Annotated in this window: 19 protein-coding genes and 1 other RNA gene; 7 read left to right on the forward strand and 13 right to left on the reverse strand. The window is 69.5% G+C overall.

Features of this window, described 5'->3' with window-relative positions; all coding sequences use genetic code 11:
- Positions 1 to 40: 40 nt before the first annotated feature.
- The 5 genes from ABKA17_RS37645 to ABKA17_RS37665 form a co-directional block, all read right to left on the reverse strand.
- Positions 41 to 679, reverse strand: coding sequence for a hypothetical protein (locus ABKA17_RS37645; RefSeq protein ID WP_353696869.1), 639 nt, complete (start codon positions 677 to 679; stop codon positions 41 to 43).
- Positions 680 to 998: 319 nt separating this feature from the next.
- Positions 999 to 2,246, reverse strand: a complete 1,248-nt coding sequence (locus ABKA17_RS37650) for an acyltransferase family protein (protein WP_353696870.1) — start codon at positions 2,244 to 2,246, stop codon at positions 999 to 1,001.
- Entirely contained in the window at positions 2,243 to 4,456 is a 2,214-nt protein-coding gene (locus ABKA17_RS37655; RefSeq protein WP_353696871.1) for a bifunctional polysaccharide deacetylase/glycosyltransferase family 2 protein, read from the reverse strand. Before ABKA17_RS37655 ends, ABKA17_RS37650 begins: the two co-directional genes overlap by 4 nt.
- Complete coding sequence (locus tag ABKA17_RS37660; RefSeq protein WP_353696872.1) at positions 4,456 to 5,262, reverse strand: hypothetical protein; 807 nt, start codon at positions 5,260 to 5,262, stop codon at positions 4,456 to 4,458. Before ABKA17_RS37660 ends, ABKA17_RS37655 begins: the two co-directional genes overlap by 1 nt.
- A gap of 310 nt (positions 5,263 to 5,572) precedes the next feature.
- Positions 5,573 to 6,544, reverse strand: coding sequence for a LysR family transcriptional regulator (locus ABKA17_RS37665; RefSeq protein ID WP_353696873.1), 972 nt, complete (start codon positions 6,542 to 6,544; stop codon positions 5,573 to 5,575).
- 430 nt (positions 6,545 to 6,974) lie between these two features.
- Here ABKA17_RS37665 and ABKA17_RS37670 point away from each other — a divergent pair, with 430 nt between their 5' ends.
- The 7 genes from ABKA17_RS37670 (at position 6,975) to ABKA17_RS37700 (ending at position 17,765) form a co-directional block, all read left to right on the forward strand.
- Positions 6,975 to 8,228: an MFS transporter gene (locus ABKA17_RS37670; RefSeq protein WP_353696874.1), complete on the forward strand. Its 1,254-nt coding sequence runs from the start codon at positions 6,975 to 6,977 to the stop codon at positions 8,226 to 8,228.
- Between the two features lie 230 nt (positions 8,229 to 8,458).
- Positions 8,459 to 9,754, forward strand: coding sequence for an ABC transporter substrate-binding protein (locus ABKA17_RS37675; RefSeq protein ID WP_502994511.1), 1,296 nt, complete (start codon positions 8,459 to 8,461; stop codon positions 9,752 to 9,754).
- Entirely contained in the window at positions 9,751 to 10,701 is a 951-nt protein-coding gene (locus tag ABKA17_RS37680) for a carbohydrate ABC transporter permease (RefSeq protein WP_353696876.1), read from the forward strand. The genes ABKA17_RS37675 and ABKA17_RS37680 overlap by 4 nt, the downstream gene beginning before the upstream one ends.
- Positions 10,698 to 11,522 (forward strand): carbohydrate ABC transporter permease, encoded by an 825-nt coding sequence (locus ABKA17_RS37685; protein ID WP_353696877.1) that lies wholly within the window; start codon positions 10,698 to 10,700, stop codon positions 11,520 to 11,522. The genes ABKA17_RS37680 and ABKA17_RS37685 overlap by 4 nt, the downstream gene beginning before the upstream one ends.
- 11 nt (positions 11,523 to 11,533) lie before the next feature.
- Positions 11,534 to 13,786 carry an alpha-xylosidase gene (gene yicI / locus ABKA17_RS37690; protein ID WP_502994512.1) on the forward strand — a complete coding sequence of 751 codons (2,253 nt, stop codon included), beginning with the start codon at positions 11,534 to 11,536 and terminating at the stop codon, positions 13,784 to 13,786.
- Positions 13,786 to 14,796, forward strand: a complete 1,011-nt coding sequence (locus tag ABKA17_RS37695) for a LacI family DNA-binding transcriptional regulator (protein WP_353696878.1) — start codon at positions 13,786 to 13,788, stop codon at positions 14,794 to 14,796. Before yicI ends, ABKA17_RS37695 begins: the two co-directional genes overlap by 1 nt.
- 50 nt (positions 14,797 to 14,846) lie before the next feature.
- Positions 14,847 to 17,765, forward strand: a complete 2,919-nt coding sequence (locus ABKA17_RS37700; protein WP_353696879.1) for a glycoside hydrolase family 3 C-terminal domain-containing protein — start codon at positions 14,847 to 14,849, stop codon at positions 17,763 to 17,765.
- Here ABKA17_RS37700 and ABKA17_RS37705 read toward each other — a convergent pair.
- From ABKA17_RS37705 to ftsE, 8 genes are all read right to left on the reverse strand, one after another.
- On the reverse strand, positions 17,752 to 18,729 hold the full coding sequence (locus ABKA17_RS37705) for an extracellular catalytic domain type 1 short-chain-length polyhydroxyalkanoate depolymerase (protein WP_353696880.1): 978 nt from the start codon (positions 18,727 to 18,729) through the stop codon (positions 17,752 to 17,754). The genes ABKA17_RS37700 and ABKA17_RS37705 overlap by 14 nt on opposite strands.
- A gap of 77 nt (positions 18,730 to 18,806) precedes the next feature.
- Positions 18,807 to 19,376 carry a hypothetical protein gene (locus ABKA17_RS37710; RefSeq protein WP_353696881.1) on the reverse strand — a complete coding sequence of 190 codons (570 nt, stop codon included), beginning with the start codon at positions 19,374 to 19,376 and terminating at the stop codon, positions 18,807 to 18,809.
- A complete protein-coding gene (locus ABKA17_RS37715; RefSeq protein WP_353696882.1) occupies positions 19,373 to 20,362 on the reverse strand; it encodes a DUF4232 domain-containing protein in 990 nt (329 codons plus the stop codon). Before ABKA17_RS37715 ends, ABKA17_RS37710 begins: the two co-directional genes overlap by 4 nt.
- 154 nt (positions 20,363 to 20,516) lie before the next feature.
- Positions 20,517 to 20,904, reverse strand: a transfer-messenger RNA (tmRNA) gene (ssrA, locus tag ABKA17_RS37720).
- A gap of 115 nt (positions 20,905 to 21,019) precedes the next feature.
- Positions 21,020 to 21,565, reverse strand: a complete 546-nt coding sequence (smpB, locus tag ABKA17_RS37725) for an SsrA-binding protein SmpB (RefSeq protein ID WP_353696925.1) — start codon at positions 21,563 to 21,565, stop codon at positions 21,020 to 21,022.
- Between the two features lie 58 nt (positions 21,566 to 21,623).
- On the reverse strand, positions 21,624 to 22,793 hold the full coding sequence (locus ABKA17_RS37730; protein WP_353696883.1) for a S41 family peptidase: 1,170 nt from the start codon (positions 22,791 to 22,793) through the stop codon (positions 21,624 to 21,626).
- A gap of 67 nt (positions 22,794 to 22,860) precedes the next feature.
- On the reverse strand, positions 22,861 to 23,778 hold the full coding sequence (gene ftsX, locus ABKA17_RS37735) for a permease-like cell division protein FtsX (protein WP_353696884.1): 918 nt from the start codon (positions 23,776 to 23,778) through the stop codon (positions 22,861 to 22,863).
- Positions 23,779 to 23,812: 34 nt separating this feature from the next.
- Positions 23,813 to 24,502 carry a cell division ATP-binding protein FtsE gene (ftsE, locus tag ABKA17_RS37740; protein WP_020132390.1) on the reverse strand — a complete coding sequence of 230 codons (690 nt, stop codon included), beginning with the start codon at positions 24,500 to 24,502 and terminating at the stop codon, positions 23,813 to 23,815.
- Positions 24,503 to 24,608: the final 106 nt, after the last annotated feature.

The following is a 24,608-nucleotide window of genomic DNA, read 5'->3' on the forward strand; positions in this document are numbered from 1 at the left end:
CCCCTCAGGGTGGTCCGGGGCACCGCCTGGCACTGGCTAATCAGCCGCCGATGACCCAGCCCTCACGGTACGGAGCCCAGATGGTGTTGTACTTCTTGTTGGTGATGGTGCAGTCGCTCCCGACGCGGGCCATGTAGCCGTACAGCTTCTCCTTCTTGATGCCGTAGTCGCCGTACACGGTCTTGCCCGCCTTGACCTTGCCATAGGCCTCGACCCCCAGCTCGGAGGTCCAGGACTTCTTCGCGGAGACCTGGTAGTCGGTCTTGACCTTGCCCAGCCACAGGACCTTGGCCTCGGTGCTCAGGGTGAAAGAACCGCCGATCTCGGTCGTGCCGGACCTCTTCGTGGTGAACTTCCAATCCATGGTGGTGCTGCGCTTGTTCTGCACGAAGGTGCTGTACTTGACGGACATCGTGTTCGCCAGGTTCCGGGTGACGTGCACGAAGTTGTACGGGGCGCCGCAGTACTGTCCGGAGGGCGAGGAAATGTCGTCGTCGCCGGTGATGACCGCGTCGGGAAGTTCCGGGCCATCGGCCTGACTGGGCAGGTCGAGTTCCTCGTTGAGTTCGTCGATGGACTCGACACCGTCGAGGATCTCTGCTCCTTCGGACGGAGCGTCGCCGATCTCGCCGGGCAAAATATCCGAGCCTTCGGAGATTACCGGCTCGTCGACCGGCACGTCAGTGTCCGCGAATGCCGGGGAAGTCGCGCCCCCGAGGATCAGGATACTGACTGCGCCGGCCGCAAGTCTGGTACGAACGGACACTATTGTCCCCCCAAATTCTTACGCTTTCCCCACCGGAAGCGCTTTCTAGAAAGGATTCTGACACGCCACCTACCCCCCGGTCAGAAAACTCCGAATGCTTGAGATAGATCTGAGCTTCCCGCATCGACAACGTTGTCTCACCATGGAAATGAAAAAGACAAATCACCCATCCGGGTCGAGTTGTCTTTTCCAGTCCTCGCTACGCGGGTTCGCTACGCGGGTGGTGCCCGGGTCAGGCCCGGTGCCCCGCCCCCGCCCGCTTCTTCGCCCCGTTGGGCCACAGCCGAGGCCTGCGCTTGGCCGCGAGGTCCTCGATCCAGCCCACGCTCAGGATCGCCAGCCCGATCAACGGCCAGACCAGGAAGAACATCCAGATCATGTAGGTCGAGTCGAGGGCGGCCGTGGCCCGCTCACTCTCCATGAAGGGAAGGCTGTACAGCTGGTCGAGGATCGGGACCGTGGCCATGATGAGCATGTTGTGCCACAGGTAGATGGTGACCGCGCGGTTGTTGGACAGCGTCACCAGCTTGTCCCACTTCGCGAGCCGGCCCGGGAGTTCCTGCCAGGACGGGGAGTAGATGAGCAGGATCACGACGAAGCCGAAGGACCAGGTCGCCTGGGCCAGCGGGATGTCGTTGAGGTCCCAGCCGTCCGGGCCCAGGTGGCCCGAAGCCCACCACAGACCGAAGGCCATCACCAAGGTCGCGCAGGAGACGGCGACATAGCGCGGGACCTTCGTCAGCAGACCCTCGTGATGGGCGAAGCCCAGCACCCAGCAGCCGCCGTAGACCGCGAAGTCCGAGACCGCGTTGCCCGTCTCACCCGGGATCGTCACCAGGCCCGTGCCGACGATCGCCGTCAGCCCCAGCGGGGCCAGCAGCGTCGGCCACGGCGCCCGGCGGAACGCCCACAGCAGCAGCGGGGAGGCGACCACGAACCAGAGGTACGCCCGGAGGTACCACAGCACGCCCGCCGCCTGCACCGCCCAGGTGTTCTCCAGCAGCCCCGACTGGGAGCCGATGCTCCACGGGAAGGGCGGCGCACCGAACGGGATCACATAGTTGACCAGTTCCACCAGGCCCCAGACCCCACCGTGGTCCGGGTCCTCCGAGATGTTCCAGCCGCCCGCGAACATCAGTGTCAGCACCACCGCGCTGAACACCCACAGCGGCGGCAGCAGACGTCTGATCCGGCCCCTGATCACACCCCACGCGGGCCGCTTCAGCGAGCGAGCCATCAGTGAGCCCGCGAGCGCGAACATCACGCCCATGGAGGGGAACAGGATCGTCAGCCAGGCCCAGCCGAACAGGTGGTAGGCGACCACGCGGACCAGGGCTATCGAGCGCAGCAGATCCAGATACCGGTCACGCCCCGGCTTCTTCGGAGCGGCCACCGCAGAAGTGGCCGCCGCCTGTGCGGGCGCCTCGGGGACTCCGGGCGCCGCCTGGGCACCGTACGACTGTGTGTATCCCTGGCTCATCCCACCGGCCTTCGATCGCCTCGGTCACTGCTGTCGCTCGCACCGCGTGCCCCTTGCCGCGGCACCGGGCCGCCGGGCGCCTCGACGACACCCGTGCGCCGCAGCTTCTGCCAGCGCAGCCGGCCGCCGGTCAGGGCGGTGATCCAGGACTGGAGGAGGACGACGTACATGAGCTGGCGGTACAGGATCTGCTGGAGGGGCAGCGAGATCAGGTGGGTCATGCGTTCGCGGTCGAGGCGGAAGGCGTAGGCCGCGCAGACCAGTTGGATCGCCAGGACGCCCAGCCAGGCCATGACCGTCTTCTGGGTGGGGCCGAAGACCAGGCCGTAGATGAGGAACACGTCGATCAGCGGGGCCAGCAGGGGCGCCAGCACCATGAAGAGCGAGACCAACGGCAGGCCGACGCGGCCGAAGCGGCCCGACGGTCCGCGTTCCACCAGGGCCCTGCGGTGCTTCCAGATCGCCTGCATGGTGCCGTACGACCAGCGGTAGCGCTGCGACCAGAGCTGCTGGACGGTCTCCGGTGCCTCGGTCCAGGCCCGGGCCTTCTCGGCGTAGACGACCCGCCAGCCGTCGCGGTGCATCGCCATGGTGATGTCGGTGTCCTCGGCGAGCGTGTCGTCGCTCATGCCGCCGACCCGCTCCAGAGCCGACCGGCGGAAGGCCCCGACGGCGCCGGGGATGGTCGGCATGCAGCGCAGGATGTCGTACATCCGGCGGTCGAGGTTGAAGCCCATCACGTACTCGATGTGCTGCCAGGCGCCGATGAGGGAGTCGCGGTTGCCGACCTTCGCGTTGCCGGCCACGGCTCCGACGGCCGGGTCACCGAAGGGCTGGACCAGTTCGCGGACGGTGGACGGTTCGAAGACGGTGTCGCCGTCCATCATCACGATGATGTCGTAACGGGCGTTGGCGAGGCCTCGGTTGAGCGCGGCGGGCTTGCCCGCGTTCAGCTGGCGGACGACCCGGACGTTGGGCAGGCCCATCGCCTCGACGATCCGCGCGGTGCCGTCACTCGAACCGTCGTCGACGACGATCACCTCGATGGGGTGCTCGCTCGCCATCAGGGAACGGACGGTGTTCTCGATGCACTTGGCCTCGTTGTACGCCGGCACCAGCACCGAGACCGGTTCGAAGACCGGGTTCCCCCAGCGGAAGCCGCGGCGGCGCACCCGGCGGGCGTGCACGCCGGACAGCAGGAGCATCAGCACGAACCGGCTGATCACGAGGAACCCGATGATCGCGAGGGCGACCACCAGCACCGCGGTGATGTTGTCGGAGGCGCCGACCAGGAACACCCACGCCTTGCCCTTCCACAGGTCGGCGCCGGTGACCTGGGTGTGCGCGCTGGGCGCGCCGAGGGCCTCGGTGAGGTTGTCGAACTCGTAGCCCTGGGACTTCAGTTCGGGCAGGAACCGGTCCAGCGCCTGCACGGTCTGGTGGCGGTCTCCGCCGGAGTCGTGCATCAGGACGATCGCGCCCTTGCCGCCCTTGGGCGTGGCGTTGCGGATGATCTCCTCGACGCCGGGCTTGCGCCAGTCCTCGCTGTCGGTGTTGTTGACGACCGTGATGTAGCCGCGGGTGCCGATGTAGTCGGTGACCGGCCAGGACTTGTTGTCCATGGCGTCGGCGAAGGAGGAGTACGGCGGGCGGAAGAGCGAGGTGCGGATGCCGGCGGCGCCGGTGATCGCGAGCTGGTTCTGGGACAGCTCCCAGTCGATGCGCTTCTTCGACTGGTAGGACAGGTCGGGGTGGTTGAAGGTGTGCAGACCGACCTCGTGGCCCTCTTCGACCATGCGCCGGACCAGGTCCGGGTAGCGGGAGGCCATGGTGCCGGTGACGAAGAACACCGCGTGGGCGTCGTGCTCCTTCAGCACGTCGAGGACCTTCGGGGTCCACTCCGGGTCCGGGCCGTCGTCGAAGGTGAGGACGAGGCGGTGGTCCTTCAGGCTCAGGCTCTGGGTGCGGCCGCTGCGGGTGTCGATGACCGGGCCGCCCTCGATGATCCGCTCCGGGACCTGGTCGGCGGAGGCGGGGGCCTGGACGCGGTGGTCGGCGAGGATCTCGCTGTGGACGTAGCCGCGCAGCATCAGCATCGCCATCAGGGCGACGAGGAAGAGGCAGGGCAGGAGCAGGCGCATGGGCAGCCGGCGCCGAGAGCCGTCACGGGCTCCGGTCGCGGCCCCGGGACGGCGGGTACGGGTTGCCATCAGACGGTGCTCTCCGGGGGCGGTGTCGTGGCGCCGACCGGCGCGGGGTTCGGCGCGCCGTCGGCCACCGTGTCGGTGCCGGTGCCCGCGCTGTCGCCGGCCGGGGTCTCGGTCGGGTCGGGCGAGGGTTCCTCGGTCGGCGTCGGGTCGGGCGGGTTGCTCGTCGCCGGGTCGGTCGGCGTCTCGGGGTCCGGGGTGGGGTCGCCGCCCGGGCCCGGGACGGTGGTCTTGGTCGCCGTCGGCTTCGGGTCGGTGACGGCGCCCGGCTCCTGAGCGCTCGCGGAGGCACCGGGCGCGGTGGCGCTCGACGACGGGGTGCCGGCGTCGCTCGGGACCGGCGAGGTTCCGGGCGAGAGGCTTCCGGCGTCGGTGGGCACGACGGTCTCCCCGGGCAGCGGGGAGTTTTCGACCTGGCCGGCCTCCTTGCCCTCGCCCTGACCCGGTACGGGCAGCCAGGGCGCGTTGGAGTTGCCGGACAGCAGCGTCATGACGATGACGATGGCGTAGACCGCGCAGGCCAGCCCGACGAAGATGCCGATCCGGCGGTATCTACGGCTTCTGCGGCCCGACTCGTCGACGAAGACCGGGCCGTCGGAGTTCTCCGGGGTCTCCCCCGCCTGCCCGACGAGACGGTTGTCGGCCCGCAGGGCGACCGCGTCCAGCTGGACGGTGACCTCGTGCGGGTCATGGGCGTCATGGGCGCCGGGCGCTCCGTGGCCCTCCTGGACGCCGTGGACGTCGCTCCAGGGGTCGGCGATACCGGACCTCCCGGGGCTCACTCCGGGAAGCGCCTCGGTCTCGTCCACCGACGCGAGGACATCCGTTCCTCTCGGCTCCGGAAAGGCCTGGACGCCGTTCTCCGGAAACGCCCGGGTGCCGTTCCCCGTCGCGGGGAAAGCCCTTACCCCCGGAGCCACTGAAGGCCATTCCGGTTGGGCGTCTTCCCGCCAATTGTTCTCGCGCACGCACATCCCCCCACGGGACAGTTCAGGGTGCGCGTACGACCCGAGCAACGTCGACCGAACCGGGCCCCCACCCGGTCCAAGCGCCCCCATTTACCACAGCGTGCTCAGGCGACGAATGTAGCGCACGCGCGGTTGGTGTGTTTGTGATGTGTCACTTGTGGACATTCATGCCCGCTATGTCAATGGCCGGAATCCATCCATCGGCGGGCCGCTGAAGCCACCCTTCCGCCGCCCCCAGCTCACTCGCCGCCCGTCGTAGCGCGTCGATTCCGGGGTGCGTCAGGCCCTTGCGCCAGACCAGGGACACGGGCGACAGGGGCACCGGATCGACCAGTGGCCGAAGGACGGTCTGCGGCATGGCCGGAAAGCCCACCACCGCGAGGACCGGGTTCCGTGTCCTGGACATGACCCGTTGGAACTCCTCGCGCCCGACCGCGAGCGGCGCGGGAGCCGCCACGGCGATCCCCCGGCCCTCGAAGAGCAGCCGCGCGAGGTCGGTCCACTCCGGCGTCCGGGGGTTGCCGGCCCCGGCGTACACCTCCTCCCCCGCCAGCTCGGCCAGCGGCACCTCCGGCAGCGCCGCGAGCCGGTGGTCCTCGGGCAGGACGACCGCCATGCGTTCGAGGCGGACGATCTGGTGGTCGAGGCCCGCCCGCAGCGCCGGGGCGAGCCCCGCGTACCGGCCGAACGAGGCGTCCAGGCGACCGGCGAGCACCTCGGCCGCCGCGCCGGTCAGGCCGCTCTCGTAGCGGGCCATCAGCTCGAGGTCGGGGGCGAGTTCGCGGGCCCGGAGCAGCACCCGGTGCCCGGTGCCGAGGCCGGGCGAGTTGAGGTCGACCAACAGCGGCCTGACCTGCCCGAACGCGGCGATCAAGGCGTCCTGCGCGTCCAGCACGCGGCGGGCGTGCGGCACCAGCCGCTCCCCGTCGGAGGTCAGGGTCACCTGCCGGGTGGTCCGTACGAAGAGCTCGGCGCCCAGCTCCCGCTCCAGTCGCCGCACGTCCCGGCTGAGGGCCTGCTGGGCGACGTAGAGACGGGTCGCGGCCCGGGTGAAGTGCAGCTCCTCGGCGACGGCGAGGAAGGCGCGCAGGAGGCGGGGGTCGAGGTGGGTCGGGGCAGGCATCCGGCGAAGCTACAACGGGGGCGGGTGAATCGGCATCGGGGATTCCGGCGGATCGGCATCGCGATGCCGGCGGGTCGGCACCACGGGTTCCGGCGGATCGGCGCCACGGTTCCTGCGGGTCGGCGCCACGGTTCCGGCGGATCAGCGCCACGGTTCCGGTGGGTCGGCGCCACGGGTTCCGGCGCATCGGCATCCCAGGTCCCGACAGATCGGCAACGCGGGTCCCGGCGCATCGGCATCCCAGGTCCCGACAGATCGGCAACGCGGGTCCCGGCGCATCGGCATCCCCGGGTCCCGGCGCATCGGCATCCCAGATCCCGGCAAACCGGCACCATGCGTCCCGGGCCCCCGCGGATTCACAATCAATCCGCGTGAATGCCCCCCAACCAGGTGTTGGACCCCGTGATCACTCCCGGGCGACGGTGGACGCATGCCGCAACCCATGTTCACGACGACCGGAGACATGCTCGTCGCCGTCGACTTCACTCCCCGTCCCCCGCGCACGCCCGGCCCCTACCGCCGGCTCTTCACCCACCCCGGCACTCGCGCCTTCACCGTCGGGAACCTGCTCGCCCGGCTCCCCATGGGCATGTTCAGCGTGAGCGCGGTCGTCATGATCGTCGCCGCGCGGGACTCGTACGCCCTCGCCGGCGCCGTCACCGCGACCGGCCTCGCGGCGACCGCGCTGGTGGCGCCCTGGACGGCACGGCTCGTCGACCGGTACGGCCAGGCGCGGGTGGCGGTGCCGGCGACGCTGCTCGCGGCGCTGGGGTCACTCGCACTGGTGCTGTGTGTGCACCGCGGCGCCCCCGCGTGGACGTTGTTCGTCGCGTACGCCGCCACCGCCACGACCCCGAACATCGGCGGCATGTCCCGGGCCCGCTGGGCCCACCTCCTCAAGGGCGACGACAAGGCCCTGCACACCGCGAACTCCTTCGAGCAGGCCGCGGACGAGCTGTGCTTCATGCTGGGCCCGGTGCTGGCGGTCCTGTTGTGCAGCGCGCTCGCCCCGCAGGCGGGGACGCTGGTCGGAGTGGGGCTGCTGGTCACGGGGATGCTGGTGTTCACGGCGCAGCGCTCGACGGAACCGCCGGTGTCCAGGGCGCTGGACAGAGGCAGGGCGCCGCTCCGGGCCCCCGGTATCCGTCCCCTCCTGGTCATCTGCCTCGCCATGGGCGCGGTGTTCGGCTCGATGGAGGTCGTCACGATCGCGTACGCGGACGCCCAGGGGCATCCGGCGGCGGCCGGTGTCGTCCTCGCCCTCCAGGCGGCCGGTTCCTGCGCGGCCGGGCTGCTGTACGGCGCGTGGAAGCCGGCGGGTCCGGCGGAGCACCGCTACCCCTGGTGCGTGGCGGCGATGACGGCCCTGATGGCGCTCCCGCTCCTGGCCGCGTCCCTCACGGGGTCCCTCCTGGCCCTCGCGGGAGCCCTCCTGCTCGCCGGGATGGCCACCGCGCCGACGATGGTGACCGGCATGACCCTCGTCCAGGAGCGCACCCCCGAGGGCCGCATCAACGAGGGCATGACCCTCGCGGTGACCGGCCTGCTCGGCGGGATCGCCGCGGGCAGCGCGATCGGCGGCTGGATGTCCGAACACGCCTCGGCGCCAGCGGGGTTCGGGGTGCCGGTGACCGCGGCCGCGGTGGCGTTGATGATCTCGCTGGTGGGGGCGGTACGGAGGTGAGCGCACCGGCGCCTCCGACCCCCGACTCCCCATGATCGACCCGTCGAACCCCCGCCCCAATTCGCGCGCACCCCATTGACGCCCCCACAGCTCGCACATACCTTCGCCCGTCGAAGCGCTTCGACGTCACGCATCGAAACGGTTCGACGACCGCCCCCAGCGGCCGATCAACCAGCGTCGCGTGACGCCCCCCAGCACCATCCGGCTCCGAACTTCCCTGGAGGCACGGGATGTTGACGGCACGAAGGCGTGTGATGGCGATGGCGGTGGCCCTGAGCGGGTCGCTGCTCCTGGCCTCCTGCGGAGACTCGGACAGCGGGTCCTCCGAGGACGGCAAGACGCTCAAGCTGTGGCACTACGAGGCCCCGAACAGCGCGATGGGGCAGGCCTGGGACGAGGCGATCAAGGAGTTCAAGGCCAAACACCCGGGCGTGAAGGTGGAGTTCGAGGCGAAGGGCTTCGAACAGATCCAGAAGACCGCCCCGATGGTCCTCAACTCCTCCGACGCCCCCGACGTCATGGAGTACAACAAGGGCAACGCGACCGCGGGCCTGCTCTCCAAGCAGGGGCTCCTCACCGACCTCACCCAGGAGGCCACGAGCCGCGGCTGGGACAAGAAGCTCAGCGCGAGCGTGCGCACCACCAGCGTCTACGACACCAACGGCGTCATGGGCTCCGGCAAGTGGTACGGCGTCCCCAACTACGCCGAGTACACGATGGTGTTCTACAACAAGGACCTCTTCGCGAAGTACGGCATCGCCGAGCCGAAGACGTTCGACGAACTGACCGCCGCCATGGACAAGTTCGTCGAGAACAAGGTCACCCCGCTCGCCAACTCGGGCGCCGAGTACCCCGCCCAGCAGTACCTCTACCAGCTCGCCCTGTCGAAGGCCGACCGCGCCTGGGTCGACTCCTACGAGCTCTACAAGGGCAAGACCGACTTCCACGACCCCGCCTGGACCTACGCCGCCGACACCTTCGCCGACTGGGTGAAGAAGGGCTACATCGCCAAGACGTCCAGCAGCACCAAGGCCGAGGACGCGGGCGTCTCCTTCATCCAGGGCAAGTCGCCGATCCTGTTCTCCGGCAGCTGGTGGTACGGCCGGTTCGTCGACGAGGCGAAGTTCGACTGGGGCACGTTCCTGTGGCCCGACTCCAACCTCACCCTCGGCTCCGGCGGCAACCTGTGGGTCGTCCCCAAGGGCGCCAAGAACAAGAAGCTGGCCTACGACTTCATCGACATCACCATGTCGAAGAAGATCCAGAACCTGCTCGGCAACAAGGGCGGTGTCCCGGTCGCCGCCGACGCGAGCGCCATCACCGACCCGAAGTCGAAGGAGCTCATCGACAACTTCAACGTCCTCTCCCAGCGCGACGGCCTCGCCTTCTACCCCGACTGGCCGGTCCCCGGCTACTACGACGTCCTCGTCTCCGAGACCCAGAAGCTGATCACCAGCAGCGAGGAACCGGACGGCTATCTGGACGCCCTCCAGGAGGCGTACGACAAGGGCGCGCCGAAGCAATGACGGTGACCGTCGAACGCGGCGCACGGGCCGTCCGCAAGAGCCCCGGCGACAGGCCCGTGCGCCGCCCCCGCGACTCGTACGCCCTCTTCCTCCTCCCCGGCTTCCTCGCCTTCCTCGCGGTCATCGTCGTCCCGTTCCTGATGAACACGGGCGTCAGCTTCACCGACTGGCAGGGGGTGGGCTCACCCAGCTGGTCCGGGCTCGCCAACTACCGCGAGCTGATGGACGACTCGGAGTTCTGGGCGTCCTTCCGGCACAGCCTCTTCATGGTCCTCGCCATGGCGGCGATACCGACGGCGGTCGGACTGGTCCTGGCGGCCGCCCTGTTCGACTACGTCGGCAAGCACTTCGGCAGCCGGATGACGGCCGTCCTGCGCGCCTGCTTCTACCTCCCCCAGGTGCTGCCGATCGCGGTCGCGGGCATCGTCTGGAGCTGGATCCTCGCCCCCGACAACGGCTCCCTCAACGAACTCCTGAAGGCCGTAGGCCTGTCGAGCTGGCAGCAGGACTGGCTCGGCGACCCGGACATCGCCCTGTACTCCGTCATGGGCGTCATGGTCTGGGTCCAACTCGGCTTCCCGCTGGTCGTCTTCATGGCGGGCCTGCAACGCGTCGACCCCCAGCTGTACGAGGCGGCCGAACTCGACGGCGCCGGCTGGTGGCGCCGCTTCTGGCACATCACACTGCCGCAGATCCGCCCGGAGATCTACGTCGTCCTGACCTGGTGCACGATCGCCGCGCTGAAGGTCTTCGGCGCGGTGTACGTCCTGACGAAGGGCGGACCGGGCGGCGCGACCAACGTCCCGTCCTACTTCTCCTTCACCACGTTCTTCGAGAAGACGCAGGTCGGCTATGGCGCCGCCATCTCCACCGTGCTCACGGTGATCATCCTGGCGCTCTCCCTGATCGGCCTGAAGCTCCAGACCCGCGCGGAGGGGAGAGCATGAGCACCGCGCTACGCCGTTACCCCGTCCTCGTCGCCCTGTGCGTCGCGGCCCTCTTCATGATCGTGCCGTTCCTGATCGTCGCGATCAACGCGTTCAAGTCCCCCACCGAGTACTCCCAGAACGGCCCCCTCAGCCTCCCCGACGGTCTCTACCTGGACGGTCTGAAGGATTTCTGGGAGCGCGTCGACTACAGCCAGAAGCTCTTCAACTCCCTGCTGATCAGCGGCGCGGTGGCGGTTCTCGCGGTGATCCTCTCGGTGCTCAACGCGTACGCGATCGGCATCGGCCGCATCAAGGGCCGCACCTGGGTCCTGGCCTTCTTCGTGCTGGCGAACATGCTGCCGCAGGAGGCGCTGGTCTACCCGATCTACTACCTGAGCAAGGAAGCCGGGCTCTACGACACCAGGCTCAGCGTGATCATCGTGTTCACGGTGATCCAGGCGGCGTTCGGCACCTACCTCCTCTCCTCCGTCCTGGGCCAGTTCCCCCGCGAGATCATCGAGGCCGCGAAGATCGACGGCGCGAACAAGTGGCAGATCCTCTGGCGGATCGTCGTCCCGGTCAGCCGCCCCACCATCGGCGTACTGCTGGTCTTCTTCTTCATCTGGACCTGGAACGAGTTCCTGCTCCCCCTGGTCATGCTGATCTCCAACGACAACCAGACGGTGTCGGTGGCCCTCGGCGTCCTCCAGGGCCAGCGTCTGATGGACGCCACGATGACCAACGCGGCGGCCCTGCTCGGTGTCCTCCCGGCGATCGTCTTCTTCCTCCTCTTCCAGCGCACGCTCACCCGCGGCATCGCCGTGGGAGCCGTGAAGTAAGGACCCCCCACATGAAGTTCACCGACGGTTACTGGCTGCTGCGCGAGGGCGTCACGGCGGACCACCCGGCCGAAGTCCTCGACGTCACCCCCACCGAGCGCGGCGGCCTGGAGATCCACGCGCCCTCCCGGCCGATCCGCAGCCGCGGCGACCTGATGACAGGACCGGTCATGACGATCAACGCCCACACCCCGATGCCGGACGTCATAGGAGTGACGTTCACGCACTTCGAGGGCGAGCAGCGGACCGGCCCCGAGTTCGAGCTCAGCACGGACAACCCCGCCGCGCAGGTCTCGTACGACGACGACCACGCGACCCTGACCTCGGGCGCCCTCTCGGTCCGGTTCGCCGCCTCCGGGCCCTGGCACCTCGACTTCGTCGCCCAGGGCCGGGTCCTGACCAGCAGCGGCCACAAGAGCATGGGCATCATGCGGGACGCGGCCGGCGGCCACTACCTCCGCGAGCAGCTCAACCTCACGGTCGGAACGTCCGTCTACGGCCTCGGCGAGCGCTTCGGCCCGCTGGTGAAGAACGGTCAGGTCGTCGACATCTGGAACGCCGACGGCGGCACGACCACCGAACAGGCCTACAAGAACGTCCCGTTCTATCTGACGGACGCCGGCTACGGCGTCTTCGTCGACCACCCGGGCAAGGTCTCCTTCGAGGTCGCCTCGGAGGCGGTCTCCAGGGTCCAGTTCAGCGCGGAGACGCAGGAGTTGACGTATTACGTCATCCACGGCCCGACCCCGAAGGAGATCCTCCGCAAGTACACGGCCCTCACCGGTCGTCCGGCGCTCCCGCCCGCCTGGTCGTTCGGCCTGTGGCTGTCGACGTCGTTCACCACGTCCTACGACGAGGAGACGGTGACCTCCTTCATCGAGGGCATGCGGGAGCGTGAACTGCCGCTCTCCGTCTTCCACTTCGACTGCTTTTGGATGCGCGAGCACAACTGGTGCGACTTCGAGTGGGACCCCCGGGTCTTCCCGGACCCGGAGGGCATGCTGAAGCGGCTCAAGGCGAAGGGGCTGCGGGTCTGCGTCTGGATCAACCCCTACATCGCCCAGCGCTCCCCCCTCTTCGCCGAGGGCAAGGCGCTCGGGCATCTGCTGAAGCGGCCCGACGGTCGCGTCTGGCAGTGGGACATGTGGCAGCCGGGGATGGCGTTCGTGGACTTCACCAGCCCGGCGGCGCGTGAGTGGTACGCGTCGAAGCTGGAGGCGCTGCTGGCCCAGGGCGTCGACTGCTTCAAGACCGACTTCGGCGAGCGGGTGCCCCTCGACGTGGCCTGGTCCGACGGCTCGGACCCGGAGCGGATGCACAACTACTACACGTACCTCTACAACCGCACGGTCTTCGACGTGCTGCGCAAGCAGAAGGGCGAGGAGGAGGCGGTCGTCTTCGCCCGCTCGGCGACGGCGGGCAGCCAGAAGTTCCCGGTGCACTGGGGCGGCGACTGCGAGGCGACCTACGAGTCGATGGCGGAGTCGCTGCGAGGGGGGCTCTCCCTCGGGCTGTCCGGCTTCGGGTTCTGGAGCCATGACATCGGCGGCTTCGAGGGCACGCCGACGGCCGCGCTGTTCAAGCGCTGGCTGGCCTTCGGCCTGCTGTCCTCCCACAGCCGCCTGCACGGCAGCTCCTCCTACCGCGTCCCGTGGCTCTTCGACGAGGAGTCGGTCGACGTGCTGCGGCACTTCACCCGCCTCAAGCTCAGCCTGATGCCCTACCTCTACGAGGCCGCCCGCACCGCCCACGCCGAGGGCACCCCGATGATGCGGGCCATGGTCCTGGAGTTCCCGGACGACCCCGGGTGCGCGCATCTGGAGCGGCAGTACATGCTCGGCCCCGACCTGCTGGTGGCGCCGGTGTTCAGCGACGAGGGCGAGGTCGCGTACTACGTCCCGGAGGGCACCTGGACCCACTTCGTGACCGGCGAGACGGTCACCGGCCCGCGTTGGGTCCGGGAACGCCACGACTTCCTCAGCGTGCCGCTGCTCGTGCGGCCCGGTGCGGTGATCCCGGTGGGCGCGGTGGCCGACCGGCCCGACTACGACCACGCCGACGGGGTGACGCTGCGGGCGTACGGCCTGAAGCGGGGCGCGCAGGTGACGGTACGGGTCGGGGACGTGGCCTACACCGTCGTACGGGAAGGGGACACGCTGCGAGCGTCGTGCGCCGACCCCTCGGCGCCGTGGGCGCTGGCGGCCGGGGAGCGGGTCGTGCGGGCGCCGGCCGGAACCGGGTTCCTCACGGTGGAGCTGGGCTGATGGTGAAGATCACGGATGTGGCCCGGCACGCGGGCGTCTCCCCCAGCACCGTCTCCTACGCCCTCAGCGGCAAACGCCCCATCTCCGAGGAGACCCGGCAACGCGTCGAGGCCTCCATCCGCGAGCTCGGCTACCGCCCGCACGCGGGCGCCCGCGCACTGGCCAGCAGCCGCTCGAACGTACTGGCCCTGGTGGTCCCTTTACGGACCGGCATCCATGTCCCGGTGGTCATGCAGTTCGCGGTGTCGGTCGTGACGACAGCCAGGCGCTACGACCATGACGTGCTGCTCCTGACCCAGGAGGAGGGCGAGGACGGGCTGCGGCGGGTCGCGGACACCGCGCTGGTGGACGCGATGATCGTCATGGACGTCCAACTCGACGACCCCCGGCTGCCGTTGATGCGCTCACTGGACCGACCGGCGGTGATGATCGGCTTCCCGGCGGAGGCGGACGGCCTCACCTGCATCGACCTCGACTTCAAGGCGGCCGGCGAGGCGTGCGTGGAGCATCTGGCGCGGCTCGGGCACCGGGTGGTGGCCTTGGTCGGGTCGCCGCCGGAGGTGTACGTCCGGCAGACCGCGTTCGCCCAGCGGGTCGTCCAGGGTTTCACCGCCGCAGCGGACCGGGGCCGCCTCGCCTCCTCCGTCCACCCTTGCGAGGCCTCACCCGCCGCCGCCCGCGAGGTCGCCGAGCAACTGCTGCGCGAGCAACCCGCGTTGACGGGCGTGGTCGTCCACAACGAGGCGATCCTGGAGCCGCTGATCGACGCCTTCGAGCAGCTCGGGCTGCGCGTCCCCGCCGACCTCTCCGTCACCGCGATCTGCCCCGACGAAATCGCCGGGAACCTCCGCGTCCCGGTCACCTCCGTCGCCCTGCCCTCGGCCGAAGTCGGCACGCGGGCCGTCGAGTTGCTGATGAAGAAGCTCGACAGCAAGCCGGTGCCCGAGGCCACGCTGCTGCCGCCCCGGATGACGGAACGCGCGAGCACGGCACCGAGAAACGCGCCCTGAACCCCGTACCCGCCCAGTTGTTGCAAGGCCCTACTCGAAGGAGCCGTGACATGAAAGGCATGAAAGGCAAGAGACGTAGATCCACCCTGGTGGTGGCGCTGGCCCTGGTCGCAGGGCTCGGCGCCACCGTCCCCTCCCACGCGGAGGAGACGTACCCCTTCCGCGACCCGTCCCTGACCGTGGACCAACGGGTCGACGACCTGCTCTCCCGCCTCACCCTCGACGAGAAGATCGGCCTCCTCCACCAGTACCAGGCGGCGGTCCCCCGGCTCGGCATCCAGTCCTTCCGCACCGGCACCGAGGCCCTGCACGGCGTCGCCTGGCTCGGCGAGGCCACCGTGTTCCCGCAGGCCATCGGACTCGCCTCGACCTGGGACCCCGCGCTGATGGAGCAGGTCGGCTCGGCGGTCGGCGACGAGGCGCGCGGCTTCCAGCAGGAACGCCCGCCCGGCTGGGGCCTCAACCTCTGGGCGCCCGTGGTCAACCCCCTCCGCGACCCGCGCTGGGGTCGCAACGAGGAGGGCTACAGCGAGGACCCCGGCCTGACCGGCGCACTGTCGACGGCGTACGGCGAAGGCCTGACCGGCGGCGACCCGGACCACCTCAAGACGGCCCCCACTCTCAAGCACTACCTCGCCAACAACAACGAGTGGCACCGCACCACCACCTCCTCCGACCTGCGCCCGCGCGTCGCGAAGGAGTACGACGAGGCGGCCTTCAGACCGGCGATCGAGGCGAACGCGGCAACGGGCGTGATGTCCTCCTACAACCTCGTCAACGGCCGCCCCGCTACGGTGAATCCGGACCTGAACGACGTCGTACGGAAGTGGACCTCGTACGACCTCCTGAACGTCTCCGACGCCTTCGCCCCCGGCAATCTCCCCGGCGACCAGAAGTACTTCCCGAGCGTGGTGGAGGGCGACGCGGCCGCGATGAAGGCCGGCCTCGACAGCTTCACGGACAACGACGCGAACTCGTCGGTGACGACCGGCGCGGTCAAGTCGGCTCTGGAGCAAGGGCTGTTGGAGGAGTCGGACGTCGACGAGGCCGCCGGGCACATCCTGTCCGTCCGCGTCCGGCTCGGTGAGTTCGACCCGGGCGGCGGCAAGTACGGCTCGATCGACAGGTCCGTCATCAACAGCCCGGCCCACCAGAAGCTGGCCCGCGAGGCGGCGACCGAGGGCGCGGTGCTGCTGAAGAACCAGGCGGGTGCCCTCCCGCTGAAGAAGTCCGCCAAGAACGTCGCCGTGGTCGGCCCGCTCGCCGACACCCTCTACACCGACTGGTACTCGGGCACGCTCCCCTACGCGGTCACCCCCGCCGAGGGCATCGCCGCCAAGCTCGGCGTTTCGCAGGTGGCGCAGAGCGAGGGCGTCGACCGCATCGCGCTCAAGAACGCGGCGACCGGCAAGTACGTTACGGCGGGCACGGACACGGACGGCGAGCCCCTGAAGGAGACCGCGGCCTCGGACACGAGCGCCCAGTTCGACGTCTTCGACTGGGGCAGCGGTGTGGTGACCCTGCGCTCGGCCGCCAACGGCAAGTACGTCGGCTACAACTGGTCCTCGTTCGTCAACGACCAGGTACAGCCGGGTGGTTGGTTCGCCCAGCAGCAGTTCAAGCTGGAGGAGCAGTCCGACGGCACCTACCTGCTGCGGTACGCGGGTTACGAGACCGAGGAGCCCTGGTGGGGCAACCCGGTCTACCTCGGCCCGACCGGCACTGACGGCACGCTCGGCCTGGTCGCGAAGGACGCCGCCGCGCACTACTCGAAGGACGTCGTCCGCAGCGGCGTCGAGGAGGCCGCGGCCGCGGTGAAGGGCAAGGACACCGCGGTGGTCGTGGTCGGCTCCAACCCCTCGATCAACGGCCGCGAGGCCCACGACCGCACCGACATGAGCCTGGCCCCGGCCCAGGAAGCCCTGGTCAAGGCGGTCCGCAAGGCCAACCCGAAGACGGTCGTGATCGTCGAGAACAGCTACCCGACCACCCTCGGCGCCCTCCAGCAGGAGGTCCCCGCCGTCCTGTGGACGTCCCACGCGGGCCAGGAGACCGGCAACGCGCTGGCGGACCTCCTGTACGGCGACGCCAACCCCTCGGGCCGCCTCACCCAGACCTGGTACAAGTCGGAGTCCGACCTCCCGTCGATCCTCGACTACGACATCATCAAGTCCGACCGCACCTACCAGTACTTCAAGGGCCGCCCGCTCTACCCCTTCGGCTACGGCCTCTCCTACACCTCCTTCCGCTACGGCTCCCTGAAGCAGGTCCCCGGCGGCTACGAGGTGAAGGTCACCAACACCGGCCACCGCACCGGCGCCGAGGTCGTCCAGCTCTACGCCCACCAGCGCGTCTCCCGCGACAAGCAGCCCCTGAAGCAGCTGGAGGCGTTCCAGAAGGTGTCGCTGAAGCCCGGCGAGACCAAGACGGTCAAGCTGAAGGTCACGAAGAAGGACCTCGCGCACTGGGACGTCACCCGCTCCAAGTGGGTCGTGGAGAGCGGCACTTACGACGTGCTGGTCGGCGCCTCCGCCACGGACATCCGTGCCCGCGCCACCTGGCAGGTCTCCGGCGAGACCATCCCCGCCCGCGACCTGTCCCGCACCACCCGCGCCGAGAACTTCGACGACTACGACGGCACACGTCTCGTCGACGAGTCGAAGGAGCGCGGTACGGCGGTGGGCGTGACGGCCGCGGACGGGGCATGGCTGAAGTTCGCCGACTCCCAACTCGGCTCACGGGCCTCGAAGTTCACCGCCCGGCTGGCCGGCGCCTCCGGCACGGTCGAGGTCCGGCTGGGCTCCCCGACCGGCACCCTCGCCGGTACGGCCACCTTCGGCGGTACGTCATCGCCGTACGCCTACGAGACGGTGACCGCCGACCTCTCGCGGGCGGCGAAGGGCCGTACCGACGTGTACCTGGTGCTGAAGGGGGAGGGCCTGCGGCTGGCGACGTTCAGCCTGCGCTGAGTCCCCAGGCCAGGCCCATCCGGTACGCGGCGCACAGGTTGACGTCGAGGACGTACGCCCCGGCGGTCCCGCACTGCTCGACGCCGCTCCCCGGGTCCACGGGCTGTCCGTGGCCCATGCCGGTGAGGCTGTAAGTCTCGACGACGGGGTTCCCCGCCGGGTCCCGGTAGACCCGATGGGGATACCCGGCGACGGTGTCGCTCACGTCGGCCGTCCGGTCGGTGCCGTGCACGTCCGTCCACTGCTCGACCAGGTCGGTCATGTTGACCGGCTTCACGGTGTAGTCGGCCGTGCCCTGGAAGGCGACCAGCGTCGGCCAGGGCCCGGCGTACCCGGGCCGCGCGGCCCGCACCCGGTCGCCCCACTGGTCCGGGGTCTGGGTGGCCCCGACGTACATGCACACGTACGGCGAACCGGCCGCCTGCGCACACCCGTACGGCAGCCCGGCGACGATGCCGCCCGCGGCGAACTTCTCCGGGTAAGCCGCCATCATCACGGCGGCGAGCCCGCCCCCGGCGGACAGCCCGGTGACATGCACCGGGCCCCCGCCGACGTCCCCGACCTGCCGTTCCACCATCTGCGCGACGGACGCGGCCTCGCCCTGGCCGCGCGCGATGTCGCCTGCCTGGAACCAGTTGAAGCAGAGCGAGGAGTTGTTGGCCGACTGCTGCTGGGGCAGCACGACGGAGAAGCCCCACCGGTCGGCGAGCTGCGTCCAGCCGCTGCCGGTGCCGTATCCGGCGGCGTTCTGGGTGCACCCGTGCAGCGCGACGACGACCGGCCGCCCGACGGGCAGCCCGTCGGGGACGTACCGGAACATCCGCAGCGCCCCGGGGTTGGTGCCGAACCCGGTGACCTCCTGGACGGAGGCGGCGGAGGCGGCGGACGCGGGCGTCGGGGTCAGGAGGACGGCGAGGAGGGCCGTCAGGACGGTGAGCAGGGTCGCGGCTCTGGTCTGTGTCATGGGGAGGGACCGTAGAAGCGTGAACGAACCCCCGATATGGGGTCACGCACCACAACGGGCCGGTCCGCCATGGTGGTTCACCCGGTGAGCGAGGCGTCCCCGTTCGTACGGAACTGCCGTACCAGTGTCCCCGGACGCCTCACGACCTCCCACAGTCCGACCGAGAGCAGCAGCAGACTGGCGACGAAACAGACCCAGAACACGAACTGGGTGCCGGAGGCAAGGTTGTGGGTGCTGCCGTCCTCGTAGAGGCAGTAGGCCTGCGGGGGAAACGTCCTGGACCGGCCCACGCCCCCGTAGTACATGGTGCACGGGTCCTCGCCGGGGTCCTTGGCCGTGTCGTCGGCCGTGACGATCAGCAGCCAGGCGGCGGCCGCCACCGGGATCGTCACGAAGACGGTGATCTTCGCCCAGGACGGCACCCGGGGCCGGCCGAGGAGTCCGTTCAGCGCGATCTGTATGACGACGTACACCGCGGCGACGGTCAGCGCGGTGCCCGGTTCCTCGAGCCACTCCACCAGCAGCCAGACGATCACGGCCACCGGGGGCGCGGTGAGGGCGAGGACCTTGAAGCCGGACGGGACCGCCGGATGGCCGAGCAGGAACAGCAGGACCGCGCCCGCGAGGACCGCGAGGAAGCCGGTCACGGGGAGGCGGGGACGGGCGCCGTCGGATACGGCGCCGTCGGCCGCGCGGTCCCCGTGTCGGTCCCCCGGTAGGTCTCGTCCTTCTTCCACGGCCCCACGCCGAGCCGCCCCGTCGTCCCGAGGTCCAGTTCCGGAACCACCGTCACGGGGTCGGCACCGGGCTTCGGCCGCACCCGGACGTAGGGCACGTTCACCGGGCCGTCGGCACTGACCTCGGTGGTGTTCCGCCACGCGAGCGTCGTCTGCGCGGCCTCGCCCGGCCGCAGGGTCACGGGCCGCGGGGATCCGTCCCCGCCCACGGCGGTGCTGATCTGTTCGGTCCCGTCGAGGATCTTCACACTGTCGACGGAGTCGTGGTCCTCGTCGAGGAGTTCGAGCTCCGGGTAGCCGTCGAGCTCATAGCTCCGGGTGCCGCAATTGACGAGGTGCAGGCCGACCACGCGCAACCCCATGGCGGCGTCGCCCTGATCGGCGTAGACGTGCACTCCGGAGGCGGGGCACGGGCCCGAGGCGGACGAGGCCTCGTCGACGGGGACGCCGCGCACCTTGACGACCTCCACGCCCGACAGCCCGGACACGTTCCCGGTCGTCTCCAACGGCTCCACGGTCCCCTTGGCGGTGCGCCCCGGCCCGACCGACTCGACGACCCGCTCGACGTTGTCGACCCCGCCGCCCGCTGAGCTGCGGAACCCGAAGGTGATCGTGTAAGTGGCCGCCACGGGCAGCGTGTTGGTGACCTCGAAGGTCGCGGAGAAGCCGGCCCCGCAGTTGCCACCCGGTCCCTGCGGACGCAGCGCGGTGATCTTCACGCCGTCCTCGTCCGGACCGTCGGCGGCGGACTGTCCGAAGCCCGCCGGGCACGTCGAGGCGGCACCGCCCGAGGCGTCAGCGGTGCCCCCACCCGGTGAGGCATGCTCGGAACCACACGCGGCGAGCAGCAGGACACCGGCGAGTACGGCGGGCACGACCCGCGAGGCGCTGGACATCCGCCCACCTCATCAGGGGCCGACGCCCTCGGCTGTGGCGGAAGCCACACCTCCGGTCACAGCGCTGTCACAAGTCGCGCCGGCTCGCGTCGCGGGGCGGCATGACGAAGGCCCCGCCGCCCGGAGGCCGCGGGGCCTTTGCCCACATGGGAAATGGTGGAGATGGCGGGAATCGAACCCGCGTCCAACGGTGCGGAATCAGGGCTTCTCCGTGTGCAGTTCGCTGTGATTTTCTCGGCCCCGGCAATCACGCGAACAAGTCGCCGACGGGCCCAGTCACTGTTTGATTTCCCATCGAACCCCGTGACCGGGCTCGATGGTTTAGTCCCCTAGATTATGCCAGGATCCGGGTCGGGAACACTCCCGGGCTGACACCCGTTAAGGACCTTCACTCACTGCTTATTAGGCAGCGAGGGCGAAGGTGCGGGAATCGCTCTTGTTAGTGGCGATTATTTTTTGCGACATATGGTTAACGAGATCATTGCCGCTTCCTCGACACGCTTCCCCTGCTTCGACATCCGCTGTCGAAACCGATCATCCCCATGTTGTTTTTTCAAAACCCCTCGCGAGAGGGGGCGCGCACCCGCTGTGGGGTGCGGTGCCATCGTACGTGACCAACGCCCGCCGATGCCAGCGCATTCCCGGCGGCCCACGCGGCTACTGACCGCGCTGCTTCCGCTTCGCCGCCGCGATCGCCCGGTCCGACTCCCGCCGGTCCTGCTTCTCGCGTAGGGTCTGCCGCTTGTCGTACTCCTTCTTTCCTCGCGCGAGCGCGATCTCGGCCTTGGCCCGGCCGTCCTTGAAGTACAGGGCGAGGGGCACGATCGTGTGACCCGTCTCCTGGGCCTTCGACTCCAGCTTGTCGATCTCCTCGCGGTGCAGCAGCAGCTTGCGCTTGCGGCGCGCGGAGTGGTTGGTCCAGCTGCCCTGGTGATACTCGGGGATGTGGGCGTTGTGCAGCCATGCCTCGCCCCGGTCGATCTGGACGAAGCCGTCGGTCAGTGAGGTCCGCCCCTCGCGCAGCGACTTGACCTCGGTACCCATGAGGACGATGCCGGCCTCGTAGGTGTCGACGATCGCGTAGTCGTGGCGGGCCTTCTTGTTCTGGGCGACGATCTTGCGCTTGCCGCCCTTCTCGCCGTCCCTGGCCTTGGCGGCGGCCCCACCGCCCAGCTTGGGCTGGGACTCCTTCGGTACGTACATTCCCTTGCTCATAGTGCCGTCCATTTTCGCACTACGGAGGGGGTCCGCGGAAAGCCGTTTACGACTGCGGGCTCAGTCCGCTCAGAACGGTCTCCGCGCGCTCGATCACCCGCTGGTCGGCGTCCAGGTCGGGGGTGATGCCCTTGCCGTCGACGCCGCGCCCGGACGGTGTCCGGTAGTGCCCCACGGTCAGCTCGGCCACCGACCCGTCCGGCAGCCGGCTGGGCATCTGCACCGACCCCTTGCCGAAGGTCCGGGAGCCCACGACCACGGCGCGCCCGCGGTCCTGCAAGGCGCCCGTGAGCAGCTCGGCCGCGCTCATCGTGCCGCCGTCGACGAGCGCGACCAGGGGTCTGGTGGTGTCGCCGCCGGGGTCGGCGTGCAGCGCGCGCTGGGCGCCCTCGACGTCGTAGGTGGCGACCAGGCCGCCGTCGAGGAAGGCGGAGGCGGCGGTGACGGCCTCGGCGACCAGACCGCCGGAGTTGCCGCGCAGGTCGAGGAGGATGCCGGAGGCGGCGGGGGCCTGTCGGACGGCGGCGCGGACGGCGGCGCCGGAGCCCTTGGTGAACGAGTCGATCTTGATGACGGTGGTCCCGTCGGCGAGTTGTCGAACGGTGACCGAGTCCGTGGACAGCCGGGCCCGCCGCAGCGTCTCGTCCCACGCGCGCGTGCCCCGCTCCAGCCCGAGCGTGACCGTCGTACCGGCGGCCGCGTCGGTGGCGTCACCGCGCAGTAAGGAGACCACCTCGGTCACGGGCCGCCCGTCGACCTTGCGTCCGTCGACACTGCGCAACCGGTCCCCGGACCGGATCCCGGCGACCGCGGCGGGCGACCCGGCGCGCACCTTGGTCACCTCGATCCGCCCGTCCCGCTCCCGCCGCGCCCACAGCCCGACGCCGGTGTACCGGCCGTCGAGGGCCTCCTCGAACTCCTCGTACTCGCCCGGCGAGTAGACGGCGCCCCAGCGGTCCCCGCTCCGGCTGACGGCCCGCTCGGCGGCCTCCACGGGGGACTTCCCGGCGGCCATGGCCTCGGCGGCGGCCTCGGCGACGTTCTCGTGATGCCCGGCCGGCGCGGCCGAACCGGCCCTGTCCGGCGTGCTCTTCCGGTCGCCCTCGGGCAACGACCCGGTCGCCGCCCCCGCCACCAGCACACTCGCGAACACCAACGTCAGAGCCGCCCCGCGGCCGAAACGGCGGGGCTGACAGAACAGGTCTCGGCCTGACATGCGGGTGAGTCTAGGACAACGCGAAGGGCCGCACGGCCGGTTGACCGTACGGCCCTCTTGGCGTGTGTCACACCTTCAAATACTTGCGCAGCGCGAAGAACGCTGCCAACGCGGGCATCAGCAGGCTCGTCGCCAGGATGAGCGGAAGCTTCGTCAGTACGGCGTCCCAGCCGATGAAGTTGATCAGATTGAGTTTCTCGGACAGGGCCAGGCCGTGGTCGATGATGAAGTACCGGGCCACCACCAGGAATCCGCAGGCGACCGTGCCTCCGATGAGCCCGGCGACGGCGGCCTCCATGATGAACGGGGCCTGGATGTAGAAGCCCGAGGCGCCGACCAGGCGCATGATGCCGGTCTCGCGCCGTCGGCTGAACGCGGAGACGCGCACCGTGTTGACGATCAGCATCAGGGCGACGACCAGCATGAGCGCCATCACCGCGCGCGCGGCCCAGTTCATGCCGTTGAGGAGTCCGAAGAGGTTGTCCAGGATGCCCTTCTGGTCCTGCACCGACTGCACGCCGTCCCGGCCGTCGAAGGCCGTCGCGACGACCTGGTACTTCTCCGGGTCCTTCAGCTTGATCCGGTACGACTCCTGCATCTGGTCCGGCGTGAGGGAGGCGGCCAGCGGGGAGTCGCCGAACTGCTCCTTGTAGTGCTTGTACGCCTGGTCCTGGGTCTCGTAGGTGACCTTCTCGACGACCGACATCTTGTCGAGGTCGGCGAGGATCTCCTTCTTCTGGTCGTCGGTCACCGCGCCCTTGGCGCAGTTGGGGTCGGACTCGGCGTCGCTCTTGTTGCAGAGGAAGACCGAGACGTTGACCTTGTCGTACCAGTAGCCCTTCATGGTGTTGACCTGGTCGCTCATGAGGAGCGACCCGCCGAACAGGGCGAGGGACAGGGCGACGGAGACGACGACGGCGAACGTCATCGTCAGATTGCGACGGAGACCGACACCGATCTCGGACAGTACGAACTGGGCGCGCATGGCGTCTGGTTGGGCCTTTCCGTGGACTGTGCGGTCAGTGCTGGTAGCCGTAGACGCCGCGCGCCTGGTCGCGGACGAGGCGGCCCTGCTCCAGCTCGATGACGCGCTTGCGCATCTGGTCCACGATGTTCTGGTCGTGCGTAGCCATCAGCACGGTCGTACCGGTCCGGTTGATCCGGTCGAGCAGCTTCATGATGCCGACGGAGGTCTGCGGGTCGAGGTTGCCGGTGGGCTCGTCGGCGATCAGCAGCTTGGGCCGGTTGACGAAGGCCCGCGCGATGGCGACGCGCTGCTGCTCACCACCGGAGAGCTCACCGGGCATCCGGTCCTCCTTGCCGCCGAGCCCGACGAGGTCGAGCACCTGCGGCACGGACTTGCGGATCTCGCCCTTCGACTTGCCGATGACCTCCTGCGCGAAGGCCACGTTCTCGGCGACCGTCTTGTTGGGCAGCAGCCGGAAGTCCTGGAACACCGTCCCCAGCTGGCGGCGCATCTGCGGCACCTTCCAGTTGGAGAGGCGCGCGAGATCCTTGCCCAGGACGTGCACCTGGCCGTGACTGGTCCGCTCCTCGCGGAGCACCAGCCGCAGGAAGGTGGACTTTCCGGAGCCGGAGGACCCCACGAGGAAGACGAACTCGCCCTTCTCCACTTCCAGGGACACATCCCTGAGTGCGGGGCGGGTCTGCTTGGGGTAGACCTTGGAGACGTTGTCGAATCGGATCACGGATGCACCACGGTTAGCCGGGGGTAGATGAGCGTGACCATACGCGACCGGGGTGCGCGTCCGCAGGCGCCGGTTGCGGTTGCATGCCGGATGTGCCTTTTGTGTA

Origin of the sequence: Streptomyces sp. RG80 (assembly GCF_040446465.1) — a bacterium.
Classification (GTDB): domain Bacteria; phylum Actinomycetota; class Actinomycetes; order Streptomycetales; family Streptomycetaceae; genus Streptomyces.